This window comes from Kitasatospora sp. NPDC096128, from assembly GCF_040303105.1.
Taxonomy (GTDB): Bacteria; Actinomycetota; Actinomycetes; order Streptomycetales; family Streptomycetaceae; genus Kitasatospora.
In genome coordinates, this window is the sequence record NZ_JBEOSP010000016.1 from 82,922 (window position 1) to 96,560 (window position 13,639).

A 13,639-nucleotide genomic window follows, 5' to 3' on the forward strand; every position below is an offset into this window, starting at 1 on the left:
TTCAGGCTTTGAGCGCCGCCCCGATCCGGTCCAGCGAGGACAGCCGCATCAGGCCGTAGTGGTAGAACTCGACCTCGGGGACGCCGAGTTCGCGTAGCACGGCGAGCTTGGCGGCGAGGTTCTCCGGGCCGTCGCAGTCCGCGGCCATCGGGCGCAGGATCACCGCCATCCGCTCCGGGCGGACGCCGTGCAGGGCGAACGCGGCGACCTTGTCCCGGACTTCGCGCGCGGTCGCGGCGTAGCCGAGGGTCTCGATCTGGTCGGTGGCCCCGGCGAGGGCGGACAGGTCGATGCCGGACAGCCAGCCCTTGCCGGGGCCGCCGCCGTCCAGGAAGCTCAGCCGCAGGCCGTGCCGGCGGGCCTGCTCGGTGAGGTCGGCGGCGAGCGCGGTGACGGTGGCGGCGGAGGCGTCCACGTAGGCGGCGAAGGCGCCGTCGGCCAGGGCGCTCAGATCGGCCGGCTCGGCGGCGGCCTGCCGGTCGGCCAGCCGGCGCCGCAGTTCGGTCCGGACGGCCTCGGCGACCTGCTCGGCCGGGACGCCCGCGCGGGTGGCCGCGGCGCGGCAGTGCGGGCAGAAGCAGACGCCGAGCAGGGCCTCGGCGGTCGGGCCCAGCTCCTCGAAGTAGCGCTCGTGGTGGTAGCCGTGGCGCAGACCGTGGAAGTGCAGGGACTCGGCGCGGATCGCGTCCACGCCGTAGCGGGCGAGCTCCTCGACCAGGGTCAGCGCGTACTCGCGGACCTCCGGGTGGGCCGGGCAGAGCTCGGTGAGGTGGCGGTCGCCGAAGGCGTTCGCCGGGGCGCAGTCGGGGTGGGCGAAGCCGAGCCGGTCGTTGTGGCAGAAGACCGTCCAGGCGTGCAGCTTCAGGCCACGGCGGCCGGTCTCGACGGCGGCCTCGGCGAAGGGGTCGCGGTCGCCGATCGCGGTGGACGGCACGGGCGCCAGCCGGCGCCCCCGCCAGCGGGCCGGGTCGGGGCGGAAGTAGGCGGCGCCCGGCTCCAGGTAGCGGATCACCCGGCGGGGGTTGTGCGGGAAGACGTCGCGGGCCTCGTGGTAGACGGAGGCCAGGGTGACGCCGCCGACGCCGGCCCGGTCGGTGAGGTTGCCGAAGAACGGGTCGGCGCCCTCGTCGAGCAGGTCGGTGGCGAAGGCGAGGACGGACGACTCCACGGTGCGGCTCCGGAGCTGGGGGCAGGTGCGCCGCTCACGCTAGCCGCAGGGGTGGGAATGGTCTATACCTGGCGGGGCCGGTCGGGCTAGAGGCCCAGGTCGTCGAGCTCCTTGAGCAGGGCGGCGTTGGGGCTGTTCGGGTCGGTGGCGGTCGGCTTGGCGGTCACTTTGGTGGTCGGCCTGGCGGTGGAGCCGGCCCGGGAGGCGGTCCGGGCCCCGGGCACGGCGGCCGGGCGCGGAGCCCGGTTGCGGAAGATCCAGGCGCCGGCCAGGCCGCCGATCAGACCGCCCAGGTGGGCCGCCCAGCTGATGCCCGGGGCGACCCCGGGCAGGGCGCTGGTGACCATGTAGGCGTAGGAGGCACCGAGCACCACGCCGACCAGGGTGTCGATCAGGTTGCGGTCGATGATCCCGCGCAGCACCACGTAGCCGAAGTAGCCGAACACCACGCCGCTGGCGCCCGCGCCGACGGTGTGCGGGGGGTCGAACACCCAGGCCGTCAGCTCGCTGGTCAGGGCGAGCAGCAGGGTCAGGCCGAGGAACTTCTTCACCCCTCGGTAGGCGGCCAGGAAGCCGAAGACGAACAGCGGGCCGGAGTTGGCCTCCAGGTGGGCCCAGTTCCAGTGCAGGAAGGGCGCGGTGACGATGTTCGGCAGCCTGGTCACGTCCTGCGGGATCACGCCGAAGCGCCTGCCGAGGTCGTAGTCGTCCATCCAGTTCACCAGCTGGATCAGCCAGATCGCGGCGAGTACGCCGACCATGGTGAACAGCGCCCGACGGGCGTCCGCGATCATGCGGACGGGGTCGAGGTCGCTTGCCGTGCTGCTGGGGTGCTCCGAGGCCATGGCACCGACTGTAGGGGCCACCGGATCGGACGTGCACCCCATTACAGTGACCGGTGTCGTCCCGACCGTGAGAACTTGTGAGAGGTGCACCCATGAGTGTTCGTCCGCCGCTGCCGTACGAGTTCCTGCCGCAGGTGCCGTCCTTCCCGTTGAGCAGCCAGGACTTCGCCGAAGGCGGCACGCTGGCCGAGGAGTTCATCTACGCCGGCGGCAACCTCTCGCCGCAGCTGGCCTGGTCGGGCCTGCCGGAGGGCACCCGGAGCATTGCCGTCACCTGCTACGACCCGGACGCGCCGACCGGCTCCGGCTGGTGGCACTGGCTCGCCCTCAACCTGCCCGCCGACACCGCCGGACTGCCGCGCGGCGCCGGCTCCTCGGACGAGGACCTGCCGGGCGCGGACTCCTTCCACGGGCGCAACGACTTCCCCGGCAACAAGTACGACGGTGCCGCCCCGCCGCCCGGCGCCCCGCACCGGTACGTGTTCGCGGTGCACGCGCTGGACGTGGAGAAGCTGGACGTCACCGCGGACACCCCGCCGGCCCAGGTCGGCTTCAACCTCACCTTCCACACCCTCGGCCGGGCGCTGCTGACCGGGGAGTTCGGGGTCTGAGGGGCTGCTGACGTCCGGTCGTCCGGTCGCGGTCCGGCGGTTGCCCGAGGCCGAACCGCGGGCGGGCTGCCGGGCCCGGGCTCGGCAGCCCGGGCCTAATCGCCCCGGTCCGCCGCCCGTGCGGCCCGTGCGGCGAGGGTGCGCAGGTGTTCGCGCAGCTCCGGGGGCTCGTGCACCTCGAAGTCGCAGTCCAGCATGAGCAGTCCGGCCGCCATCCACTTCAGCGAGTCGGCGCGGGCGCGCAGCCGGCAGCTGTGGTCGTCGATCGGCTCGATCTCGTGGTCGCCCGTCCAGGGCATCCAGCCGTCCACCTCGGCAGCCGGGCGGTGGACGGTGGCCACCATGGAGCGGGTCGGCGAGCGGCGCAGCCGGTTCGCCACGAACACGGCGGCGTCCTCGGCGGGCAGCGGGCGCGGGGTGAAGCGGGCGCCGGTGGCGAACGGGTCGGCGATCCGGTCGACCCGGAAGAGCCGCCAGTCCTCCCGGTCCACGTCGTAGCCGATCAGGTACCAGCGGCGGCCGGTCGAGACCAGCCGCTCGGGTTCGACGTTGCGCCGGGTCTCGGCGCCGTCGCGGGCCCGGTAGTCGAAGCGCAGCCGCTCGTGGTTGGTGACGGCGCCGGCGATCAGGGTCAGGGCTTCCGGGTCGACGGTCGGGCCGTCCCCGGTGAGCAGCGGCACGGTGGCGGTGTTGAGGGTGCCCACCCGGTGCCGCAGCCGGGCCGGCAGCACCTGGAGCAGCTTGCCGAGGGCCCGCACCGAGGCCTCCTCGATGCCGACCACGGCGTGTCCGGCGGCCGCCCGCAGGCCGACCGCGATCGCCACCGCCTCCTCGTCGTCCAGCAGCAGCGGCGGCATCGCGGTGCCCGCGACCAGCCGGTAGCCGCCGACCGCGCCCATGCTGGCCTGCACCGGGTAGCCGAGCTCGCGCAGCCGGTCGATGTCGCGGCGGATGGTGCGGGGGCTGACGCCGAGCCGCTCGGCGAGTTCGCTGCCGGGCCACTCGCGCGGGGTCTGCAGCAGGGACAGCAGGTTGAGCAGCCGGGCCGGGGTGTCGGTCATGCCGTCCAGCATGCCCGACCAACTGGGACAGCTCCTGACCTACATGGCCGCTACCGTTCCGGACGTGCAGCGGCGGACGAGCGAGGAGAGCGGAATGAGTACGGCAGGAGCCGACCGGCGGAGGTGGATCGCGCTGGCGATCGTGATGGTCGCCTCCTTCATGGACCTGGTGGACGTCACCATCGTCAACATCGCCATCCCCAGCATCCAGCAGGACACCGGTGCCTCGTTCAGCGAGATCCAGTGGGTCACCGGCGGCTACGCGCTGGCCTTCGCTATCGGGCTGATCACCGGCGGGCGGCTCGGTGACGTCCACGGCCGCAAGCGGCTGTTCCTGATCGGGATCACCGGCTTCACGCTGGCCTCGGCGCTGTGCGGCCTGGCCACCGGCCCGGAGATGCTGGTCGCGATGCGGATCCTCCAGGGCGGGACGGCGGCCCTCATGGTGCCGCAGGTGCTGTCGATCATCCACGCGACCTTCCCGGCTGAGGAGCGCGGCAAGGTGTTCGGGATGTTCGGCGCGGTGGTCGGTCTGGGCGCGGTGTCCGGTCCGATGATCGGCGCGCTGCTCACCGAGTGGAACCTGCTCGGCCTCGAATGGCGGCCGATCTTCCTGATCAACCTGCCCGTCGGCATCGCCGGGCTGCTCCTCGGCCGCCGCTTCATCGACGAGTCCAAGGCCGAGCACGCGCTCAAGCTCGATCTGGTCGGCGTCGCGCTGGCCAGCCTCGGCCTGCTGATGCTGATCTACCCGCTGACCCACGGCCGGGAGGCCGGCTGGCCGCTCTGGGGGTACCTGTCGATGGCCGGCAGCCTGCCGGTGTTCGTGCTGTTCGTGGTGTACGAGAAGGCCAAGACCCGGCGGGACGGCTCGCCGCTGGTCGAGCTCTCACTGTTCCGGGTGAAGAGCTTCGCGGCCGGGATCTGCGTGCAACTGGCCTTCGGCGTCGCGCTGGGCATCTTCTTCCTGGTCTGGACCCTCTACATGCAGGTCGGGCTCGGCTGGAGCCCGCTCAAGGCCGGTACCACCGGAATCCCCTTCTCGATCGCCGTCTCCACGGCGGCCGGGCTGTCGGTGCAGAAGCTGGTGCCGCGCTTCGGGCGCAAGGTGCTCCAGGCGGGCGCACTGGTGATGGCCGCGGGCGTGCTCACCTACATCTGGGAGGCGAACCGGTACGGGACGGCCATCACGCCCTGGCAGATGGTGCTGCCGTTGGTCGTGATGGGCCTCGGGATGGGGCTGATCGTCGCGCCGATCACCGACGCGGTGCTGTCCGAGGTGCCGCGCCGGCACGCCGGATCGGCCTCCGGGCTGATCAACACCGTGCAGCAGGTCGGCAACGCGCTCGGGCTCGGGCTGGTGTCGGTCGCCTTCTTCGGGGCGATGGACGACGTGGTCGCGCCCGACGCGCGGGGGACGGCCTTCGGCGGGGCGTTCGTGCACGCGATGTGGTGGGTCACGGGGGTGCTGGCGGCGGTGTTCCTGCTGATGTTCGCGCTGCCGCGGAAGCGGGCGGCGGCGGGCGGGGCCGGTGCGGTCGCTGACGGCCCGGTGCTCGACGGTGCGGTGCTCGACGAGGCGGTGCTCGACGGTGAGGTCGCGGCGGATGCGTCGGACGGGGCGAACGGGGCTCCGGAGGACCGGAAGTCCGCCCTGGTGTGACGGCTCCGCTCCCGGAACCCGGCTGAGGGCCCCGGTCGCACTGCGCGACCGGGGCCCTCGCCGCACACTGGGAGGGTCATGGACCGTGCGGCGGTGGACTCCTCGGTGCTGCGCTCGGTGGGCTACGACCCGCGGGCGCGGGTGCTGGAGCTGGAGTTCACCGGCGGGCGGGTCTACCGGTACGCGGACGTGCCGGCCCGGGTGCACCGGGAGCTGCTCGCGGCGGAGAGCCACGGGCGGTACTTCGTGCGGTCGGTGCGCGGGCGGTACGCCTATCGGTCGGTGCCGGCCCGCCGATAGCCGCCTCCGCCCCCGGGCGGGCTCAACGGACCCCGCCGGCACCCGCGGTGGCGGCCGCGGCGGTGGACCGGGTGGTGGTGCGGGGCTTGGCGGCGGCCTTGGCCTCCTTCGCGGCGCGCTTCATCTCCTGCTTGAACTCCCTGACCAGGATCAGGGATTCGGGCCCGGTGATGTCGGCGACCGAGCGGTGGGCGCCCTCCTCGCCGTACGCGCCGGCCGCCTCGCGCCAGCCCTCCGGCCGTACCCCGTACTGCTTGCCGAGCAGGGCCAGGAAGATCTGCGACTTCTGCTTGCCGAAGCCGGGGAGCGCGTTGAGGCGGCTGAGCAGCTCCTTGCCGGTGCGGGCGTCCTTCCACAGCGCGGCGGCGTCGCCGTCGTACTGCGCGACGAGGAACTGGCACAGCTGCTGGACCCGTTTGGCCATCGCGGCCGGGTAGCGGTGGACGGCCGGTTTCGCGGACAGCAGGGCGACGAACTCCTCCGGGCTGTAGGTGGCGATCTCGTGGGCGTCGAGGTCGTTCCCGCCGAGCCGACGGGCGATGGTCAGCGGGCCGGTGAACGCCCATTCCATCGGCACCTGTTGGTCCAGCAGCATGCCGACGAGCGCGGCCAGCGCGCTCCGTCCGAGCAGTTCGTCGGCCTCGGGCTGCTGCGCGAGCCGCACGGTGACGTTCATGAGCTTGGGCCTCCTCGGAGTTGACGTCGGTCGGCGCCCAGTCTGGATGACGCGGTGTGGGCGGACGCCGTCAACACGCCCGTAGCTGGGGAAGTCTTGGTGTTCCATCCCTTGCCAGGTCTGCTTTGTTCGTTGGCGGAGCGGTTGTTGGGGGCTGCTCGGAGGGGCGGCGGAAAAATTTTTGTCCGTGGCGGTCACATCCGTCGCACGGGCCGGGTCAGTGCTGTGTCCGACCGGATCCGATCGCCTCGGACCGACCAGCCACCGAATGGGGAGCACTCCAATGTCCGTCGCCCACATCGTCGTCACCGTCCTCGGCGCCCTCATGGTCGGCTTCTCCGCGTACTCGGTCTTCGCCAAGGCCGAGTACGTCGTGGGGCCCCTCGCCGAGTACGGCGTCCCGCGCGCCTGGTGGACCTGGCTCGGCGTCGCCAAGGCCGCCGGCGCCCTCGGCCTGCTGGTCGGCCTCGCCGTCCCGGCCGTCGGCTACGCGGCCGCCGTCGGCGTCATCCTCTACTTCCTCGGCGCCGTGATCACCGTCGCCCGCGCCCGCGCCTACGCCCACATCCCCTTCCCGCTGATCTACCTGGCCCCGGTCGCCGCCTCCCTCGTCCTGGGCCTCGCGGCCTGACCGGCCCACACCCCCGGGGGGCGGACCACCGACCGGTGGCCCGCCCCCCGGGGGTGTGGGCGGGCATTGTGCCAGGGGGGTGGCATCTCGTATGACTGTTTCGGTTGTGGCGGTGCGGCGATGTGACGGCAGGTCATTCTTGGTCCCCAACGACGTGTCAAGAAAGGCCAGCCCGCCGTGACCCAGCCGTTCGAACTGCCGTCCTTCTACGTGCCGCACCCGGCGCGGCTCAATCCCCATCTGGAGGAGGCACGGGCCCACTCCTCGGTCTGGGCCCGGGAGATGGGCATGCTGGAGGGGTCGGGGGTCTGGGACCAGGCCGACCTGGACGCCCATGACTACGGGCTGCTCTGCGCCTACACCCACCCCGACGCCTCCGCCGAGGCGCTGTCGCTGGTCACCGACTGGTACGTGTGGGTCTTCTTCTTCGACGACCACTTCCTCGACATGTACAAGCGCACCAACGACCGCGAGGCGGGCAAGGAGCACCTCGACCGGCTGCCGCTGTTCATGCCCGCCGACCCGGCCACGCCGGTGCCGGAGCCGGAGAACCCGGTCGAGGCCGGGCTGGCCGACCTGTGGCGGCGGACCGTGCCGGTGATGGGGGAGGACTGGCGGATCCGGTTCGCCGAGAGCACCCGCAACCTGCTGAACGAGTCGCTGTGGGAGCTCGCCAACATCGACGCGGGCCGGATCGCCAACCCGGTCGAGTACATCGAGATGCGCCGCAAGGTCGGCGGCGCGCCCTGGTCCGCGCAGCTGGTGGAGTACGCGGCGGGCGCCGAGGTGCCGAAGGAGGTGTCGGGTTCGCGGGCGCTGCGGGTGCTGATGGACGCCTTCTCGGACGCCGTGCACCTGCGCAACGACATCTTCTCGTACCAGCGCGAGGTCGAGGACGAGGGTGAACTGAGCAACGGCATCCTGGTGTTGGAGCACTTCCTGGAGTGCTCGACCCAGGACGCCGCCGAGGCGGTGAACGACCTGCTCACCTCGCGGCTGCAGCAGTTCGAGAACACCGTGTTCACCGAACTGCCGGTGCTGTTCTCGGAGACCGGGCTCGACCCGGTGGGCCGCGCCCGGGTGATGGCGTACGTCAAGGGGCTGCAGGACTGGCAGTCCGGCGGACACGAGTGGCACATGCGCTCCAGCCGCTACATGAACGGCGGTGGGGCGGCGGCCGGTTCGGCCGGTGAGGTGCCGCCGGGCAGCGGGGGCGGGCTGCCGGGGCTGCCGGGACTTCCCGGGGCCGGCAACTGGTGGGACCGGTACGCGATCGGCGGGATCGGGACCTCGGCGCTGGACATCCTGCGCCAGGGGACGGCGGCGGCCGGGATGGCGGGCACCGGGCCGACGGCGGCGCCGGCCGTGCGGCGGGCGCGGTCGCACGGGCACGTGCCGTACGGGGCCGTCGGGCCGTCCCGACTGCCGGAGTTCCGGCTGCCGTTCGACCTCACGCTGAGCCCCCACCTGGACGGCGCGCGGGAGCGGGTGGTCGAGTGGGCCGAGCGGGTCGGGCTGCTGGCCGACCACCCCGCCGCCCCCGGATCCGGCATCTGGGACGCCGAGTCGATGCGCGACTACGACCTGGCGCTCTGCGCGGCCGGGCTCCACCCGGACGCCACCGCCGACCAACTCGACATCGCCTCGGCCTGGTTGGCCTGGGGCACCTGGGCCGACGACTACTACCCGGTGGTCTTCGGCCGCACCCGCGACCTGGCCGGCGCCAAGGCCGCCACCGCGCGGCTGCCGCTGTTCATGCCGGTGGACGGCACCCCCGCGCCCGAACCCGCCAACGCGCTGGAGCGCTCCCTCGCCGACATCTGGGAGCGCACCGCGGGCCCGATGACGGTGGAGAACCGGGGCCGGCTGCGGGAGGCGATCGAGGTGATGACGGCGAGCTGGATCTGGGAGCTCGCCAACCAGATCCAGAACCGCGTCCCGGACCCGGTGGACTACCTGGAGATGCGCCGCTCCACCTTCGGCTCCGAGCTCACCACGCTGCTCGCCCGCCTCGGCCACGGGCGGACCGTGCCGCAGGAGGTCTACCGGCACGGCTCGATGCGGGCGCTGGAGAACTCCGCGATGGACTACGGCTGCATGGTCAACGACCTGTTCTCGTACCAGAAGGAGATCGAGTACGAGGGCGAGCTGCACAACATCGTCCTGGTGGTGCAGAACTTCTTCGACTGCGACTACCCGTCGGCGGTCCGGATCGTCGACGACCTGATGCACTCCCGGCTGGCCCAGTTCCAGCACGTCGCGCAGAAGGAACTCCCCGTGATGTACCAGGACTTCGGGCTGTCGGCGGAGGCCCGGGAGCTGCTCGACGGGTACGTGCGGGAGCTGGAGAACTGGCTGGCCGGCGTACTGAACTGGCACCGGGAGTGCCGCCGCTACCGCACCGAGGACCTGGAGCGGCACTTCGGCGCCGAGCGGGACCTCGCGGGCGCGGTGCGGGCCCGGGCGGCCGGGGCGACGCCGGTGGCGGTGGCCGTGCCGGGGCCGGCACCGGCGCCCGTCTCGGCGATCGGCGTGGTGCCGCTCGGCCCGACCGGTCTGGGCACCAGCTCGCTGCGTCCGCCGCTGGGCGCGGCGGCCCCGGCGAGCTGACGGACGCCCCCGTACGCAGCCGCACCCGCGCGGGCCGGCCGCTGTGTCCGTGGGCGTCGTGACGAGGACCGAGGACGCAGGCGCACCCGCGCGGGCCAGCCCGCGCGGGTGCGCCGCGTCGTGGCTAGGCTGGCGAGTCGGGGGCCGCGCGCGCCTTCCGACGCGCGCCCGCACCGTCGCACACGAGGGCTGAGAGATGGCTGCGCTACCTGAGGGCACACCCTGCTGGGCCGACGCGATGTTCACCGACCTGGAGGGCGCGAAGGCCTTCTACGGGGACGTCCTCGGCTGGACCTTCGGCGAGAGCTCGTCGGAGTACGGCAACTACACCCAGGCGTACTCGGACGGCAAGGCGGTGGCCGCCATCGTGCCGCCGATGCCCGGCGAGCAGGTCAAGTCCGCCTGGTGCCTGTACCTGGCCTCACCGGACGCCGCCGCCACCGCCGAGCGGATCCGGACCAACGGCGGCGAGGTGGTGATGGGGCCGATGCAGGTCGGCGACTTCGGCACCATGGTGGTCGCCAAGGACCCGGGCGGGGTGGTGTTCGGCGTCTGGCAGGGCGGCACCCACGAGGGCTTCGAGAAGCAGGACGCGCCCGGCGCGTACGCCTGGGCCGAACTCGTCACCCGCGAGCCCGGGAAGGCCGACGCCTTCTTCCCGGCGGTCTTCCCGTACGGCGTGCGCAAGATGGACTCCGAGCAGTTCGACTACCGGATGTTCCTGGTCGGCGGCCGGCCGGTGCTGGGCCGGATGGGGGCGGAGGGCGACTTCCTGCCGCCCGAGGCGCCCTCGTACGTGAGCGTCTACTTCGCCGTGGACGACGCCGACGCCGCGATCGGGCGGCTGACGGCGCGCGGCGGCACGGTCTACTTCGGCCCGATGGACAGCCCGTTCGGGCGGTTCGCGGCGGTCGGCGACCAGCAGGGCGCGGCCTTCGGGCTGATCGACCTGGGCCGCACGGTGGGCGACCAGCCGCCGACGGTGGACGTCTGATGGGCGAGCGCGAGGACCTGGTCGAGACCCTGGACAAGCACCGCGGCCTGCTGCGCCGCACCGTCCGGGACCTCACCGACGAGCAGGCGGCCCGGCGCACCACCGCCAGCGAGCTGTGCCTGGGCGGCCTGATCAAGCACGTCACGGCCGTGGAGGCGCGCTGGGCGCGGTTCATCACCGGCGGTGCGGCGGCGATGCGCGGCGGCGACGACGGGGACTGGGCGGAGCAGTTCCGGATGGCGGAGGGCGAGACCCTGGCCGGGCTGCTCGCCGCGTACGAGACGGTCGCGCGCGGTACGGACGCGCTGGTCCGGGGCGTGCCCGACCTCGACCTCGGCCACCCCCTGCCGCCGGCGCCCTGGTTCGAGCCGGGAGCGAGCTGGTCGGCCCGGCGGGTGCTGCTGCACCTGATCGCGGAGACCGCGCAGCACGCCGGGCACGCGGACATCATCCGGGAGGCGCTGGACGGGGCGAAGTCGATGGGGTGAAGGCGGAACGGGGTGAACCGGCGGCCGGGTGGGCGCGGGCGGGCCCGGGCCTTCAGGACACCTCGACGCCGAGCAGCTCGTGCAGCGCCCGGCCGCCGTCCGGGGTGACCCGCAGGGCCCGGCCGGAGCCGATCCGCTCGACCCAGGAGCGGTCCAGCGCGGTGCGGCAGAGCGCCGCGCCCAGTGCGCCGCCGAGGTGGCTGCGGCGCTCCGTCCAGTCCAGGCAGCTGCGCACCACCGGGCGCCCGCCCGGGCGGCCGGCCCGCGGCGGCAGCTCGATCCGCTGCTCGGCCAGCCAGGCGTGGCCCCGTTCGGTGACGGCGAGCCCGGCGTGGTCGCTGACCAGGCCGCGGTCGAGCAGGGCCTCGGCGACGGCCACGCCGAGGCGGCCGGCCAGGTGGTCGTAGCAGGTGCGGGCGCGGGCCTCGGCGCTCTGCCGGGTGGCCTCGCGGAGCGTACGGGGGGCCGGGCCGGGGCGGCGGGCGGGTCCGGCGGAGGACCCTCCGGGCGTGGCCCCGGCGGCCTCCGGGCCGGTTTCGGCGAAGACGGTGAGGTCCTCGATCAGGGTCGCGACGGCGGGGGAGGCCAGCCGGACGTACCGGTGCCGCCCCTGGCGGTCCTCGCTCAGCAGCCCGCCCGCGATCAGCCGGGACAGGTGCTCGCTGGCCGTGGACGGCGCGACTCCGGCCGCCCGGGCCAGCTCGCCCGCCGTCCAGGCGCGGCCGTCCAGCAGGGCGGAGCAGAAGGCGGCACGGGTGGGGTCGGCGAGCAGCGCGGCGAGGGCGGCGAGCGGGGAGCCCCGGTGGTCCACCGGAAGGCGTTCGTGGTCGGGCATGCCTCCATGGTCGTCCCGGCACGGTTCGGCAGGGGCCGAAACGACTCGGGGCCACGATGACGGCATGGACGATCCGACGCCCCACAAGCCGGCACCTCACGACCCGACCTCCCGCGAAGTGACCTTCGTCCGCCACGAGGACGTGACCGCGGCCCTGGCCGACCCCGCGCTGGTCCCGCCGCCCGCGACGCCCGGCCCGTACGGCACCGCGGCCTGGCTGCGGGCCACCGTCGCCCGGTTCAGCGCGGGCGGGCCGCACGCCCGGCGCCGGGCGCTGGTGCTGGCAGACCTGGAGCGGCTGGACCCGGGCGAGCTGCGGATCCTGGCCGCGGGCGGCTACGAACCGGACCTACGGCTGCGGGTGGTGCGGGTGCTGGCGACGGCGCTGGGCCTGGCCGGGCCGGAGGCCGTCGCACGGGACGTGAAGGCGGTGGCCCGGGCCTACTTCGACCCCGCGCCGGACGACCCGGAGGCGGATGCGGCGGTGGCCCGGCTGCTGCCCGCGATGGGGGACGCGGACCCGGAGACGGCGGCGAACCGGATCGGCCTGCTGGTGCAGGCCTGCGAGGCCACCGCGACCCTGGTCGAGCACGCCCGGCGCGGCGGCGGGGCGCCGGACCTGGCCGCCGTGCTGCGGGAGGATCCGCCGGTCCGGGCGATGCGCCGGTTCGCGGCCCGGGCGACCGTGGTCGGCGGGGTCGCCGTGCCCGCCGGGGCGCACGTGCTGCTCGACCTCGACGCGGCCCGCGAGCCCGGCCGGGGGCCGCTGGCCTTCGGCGCCGAGCCCCGGCTCTGCCCGGGGCGCTCGCACGCCCTGGTGATCGCCGAGGGCATCCTGTACGGCTCCTCCGACCCGTCGGACACCTCGATGCCGCCCGCCTAGGAGCCCCGGCACGACCGAGGGCCCGACCACGACCGACCACCCGAGCCCGACCGAGGAGCAGACTCGATGACCACCCCCGCCCCGCTGACCGCGTTCGCCGCCCTGCACCACCGCCCCGGCCGCCCGCTGCTGCTCCCGAACGCCTGGGACCACGCCTCCGCCGCCGCCCTCGCCGCCGTCGGCCACCCCGCGATCGGCACCACCAGCCTGGGCGTGGCGGCCGCCGCCGGGCTGCCCGACGGTGCCGCCGCGACCCGCGCGGAGACCGTCCGGCTGGCCCGCCGGCTGGGCCGCGACAGCTACCTGCTGAGCGTCGACGTGGAGTCCGGGTTCAGTGACGATCCGGCCGAAGTCGCCGAGCTGGCACTTGAGTTGGCCGGCCTCGGGGCGGTCGGCATCAACCTGGAGGACGGCCGGCCGGACGGCACCCTGGCGCCGGCCGAGCTCCACGCGGCGAAGGTCGCGGCGGTGAAGGCCGCCGTGCCGGAGCTGTTCGTGAACGCCCGCGCCGACACCTACTGGTGCGGCCACGACGACCCGGAGCCGGAGACCGTACGGCGGCTGGACGCCTACCGGCGGGCGGGCGCGGACGGCGTGTTCGTGCCCGGGCTGAGCGAGCCGGCGGCGATCGCCGAGCTGGTCGGGCGGCTGTCCGTCCCGCTCAACATCCTCTGGACGCCGGCCGGTCCGAGCCTCGCCGAGCTGGCCGCGCTCGGGGTGGCCCGGGTCAGCACGGGTGGGCTGCTGTACCGGGCGGCGCTGGCGGCGGCGGTGTCGACGGCCGCCGCCGTGGCCTCGGGCGGGCCGGTCGGTCCGCTGCCCGGGTACGCCGAGGTCCAGGCGCTGAGCGGGAGTTGACGGTCTGCGGACGGGG

At 74.1% G+C, this 13,639-nt stretch carries 14 protein-coding genes; 9 read left to right on the forward strand and 5 right to left on the reverse strand.

Annotation, left to right across the window (positions count from 1 at the left end; translation table 11 throughout):
• Position 1: 1 nt before the first annotated feature.
• Positions 2-1,168: a type II secretion system protein M gene (locus tag ABTY61_RS19440; RefSeq protein WP_350506237.1), complete on the reverse strand. Its 1,167-nt coding sequence runs from the start codon at positions 1,166-1,168 to the stop codon at positions 2-4.
• 86 nt (positions 1,169-1,254) lie between these two features.
• Positions 1,255-2,013: a rhomboid family intramembrane serine protease gene (locus ABTY61_RS19445; protein WP_350506238.1), complete on the reverse strand. Its 759-nt coding sequence runs from the start codon at positions 2,011-2,013 to the stop codon at positions 1,255-1,257.
• A gap of 92 nt (positions 2,014-2,105) precedes the next feature.
• Here ABTY61_RS19445 and ABTY61_RS19450 point away from each other — a divergent pair, with 92 nt between their 5' ends.
• Positions 2,106-2,624 carry a YbhB/YbcL family Raf kinase inhibitor-like protein gene (locus ABTY61_RS19450; RefSeq protein WP_350506239.1) on the forward strand — a complete coding sequence of 173 codons (519 nt, stop codon included), beginning with the start codon at positions 2,106-2,108 and terminating at the stop codon, positions 2,622-2,624.
• A 95-nt stretch (positions 2,625-2,719) separates the two neighbouring features.
• Here ABTY61_RS19450 and ABTY61_RS19455 read toward each other — a convergent pair whose 3' ends face one another.
• Complete coding sequence (locus ABTY61_RS19455; protein WP_350506240.1) at positions 2,720-3,685, reverse strand: helix-turn-helix transcriptional regulator; 966 nt, start codon at positions 3,683-3,685, stop codon at positions 2,720-2,722.
• 94 nt (positions 3,686-3,779) lie between these two features.
• On the opposite strand from ABTY61_RS19455, the gene ABTY61_RS19460 reads away from it, so the two are divergent.
• The gene (locus tag ABTY61_RS19460; protein WP_350506241.1) at positions 3,780-5,348 is read left to right on the forward strand and encodes an MFS transporter; all 1,569 of its coding nucleotides are present in this window, start codon (positions 3,780-3,782) and stop codon (positions 5,346-5,348) included.
• 78 nt (positions 5,349-5,426) lie between these two features.
• Positions 5,427-5,648, forward strand: coding sequence for a KTSC domain-containing protein (locus ABTY61_RS19465; RefSeq protein WP_350506242.1), 222 nt, complete (start codon positions 5,427-5,429; stop codon positions 5,646-5,648).
• A gap of 22 nt (positions 5,649-5,670) precedes the next feature.
• On the opposite strand, the gene ABTY61_RS19470 is transcribed toward ABTY61_RS19465, so the two are convergent.
• A complete protein-coding gene (locus ABTY61_RS19470; protein WP_350506243.1) occupies positions 5,671-6,324 on the reverse strand; it encodes an HhH-GPD-type base excision DNA repair protein in 654 nt (217 codons plus the stop codon).
• 283 nt (positions 6,325-6,607) lie between these two features.
• Here ABTY61_RS19470 and ABTY61_RS19475 point away from each other — a divergent pair, with 283 nt between their 5' ends.
• From ABTY61_RS19475 to ABTY61_RS19490, 4 genes are all read left to right on the forward strand, one after another.
• Positions 6,608-6,955, forward strand: coding sequence for a DoxX family protein (locus tag ABTY61_RS19475; protein ID WP_350506244.1), 348 nt, complete (start codon positions 6,608-6,610; stop codon positions 6,953-6,955).
• A gap of 177 nt (positions 6,956-7,132) precedes the next feature.
• Positions 7,133-9,565 carry a terpene synthase family protein gene (locus tag ABTY61_RS19480; RefSeq protein WP_350506245.1) on the forward strand — a complete coding sequence of 811 codons (2,433 nt, stop codon included), beginning with the start codon at positions 7,133-7,135 and terminating at the stop codon, positions 9,563-9,565.
• Positions 9,566-9,761: 196 nt separating this feature from the next.
• Entirely contained in the window at positions 9,762-10,559 is a 798-nt protein-coding gene (locus tag ABTY61_RS19485) for a VOC family protein (protein WP_350506246.1), read from the forward strand.
• Positions 10,559-11,047, forward strand: a complete 489-nt coding sequence (locus ABTY61_RS19490; RefSeq protein ID WP_350506247.1) for a DinB family protein — start codon at positions 10,559-10,561, stop codon at positions 11,045-11,047. Before ABTY61_RS19485 ends, ABTY61_RS19490 begins: the two co-directional genes overlap by 1 nt.
• 52 nt (positions 11,048-11,099) lie before the next feature.
• Here the strand turns inward: ABTY61_RS19490 and ABTY61_RS19495 are convergent, their stop codons facing one another.
• Positions 11,100-11,882 carry an ArsR/SmtB family transcription factor gene (locus ABTY61_RS19495; protein WP_350506248.1) on the reverse strand — a complete coding sequence of 261 codons (783 nt, stop codon included), beginning with the start codon at positions 11,880-11,882 and terminating at the stop codon, positions 11,100-11,102.
• 64 nt (positions 11,883-11,946) lie between these two features.
• Here ABTY61_RS19495 and ABTY61_RS42000 point away from each other — a divergent pair, with 64 nt between their 5' ends.
• The gene (locus tag ABTY61_RS42000) at positions 11,947-12,765 is read left to right on the forward strand and encodes a cytochrome P450 family protein (RefSeq protein WP_502895370.1); all 819 of its coding nucleotides are present in this window, start codon (positions 11,947-11,949) and stop codon (positions 12,763-12,765) included.
• A 66-nt stretch (positions 12,766-12,831) separates the two neighbouring features.
• Positions 12,832-13,623 (forward strand): isocitrate lyase/PEP mutase family protein, encoded by a 792-nt coding sequence (locus ABTY61_RS42005; protein WP_502895371.1) that lies wholly within the window; start codon positions 12,832-12,834, stop codon positions 13,621-13,623.
• The last annotated feature ends 16 nt before the right edge of the window (positions 13,624-13,639 follow it).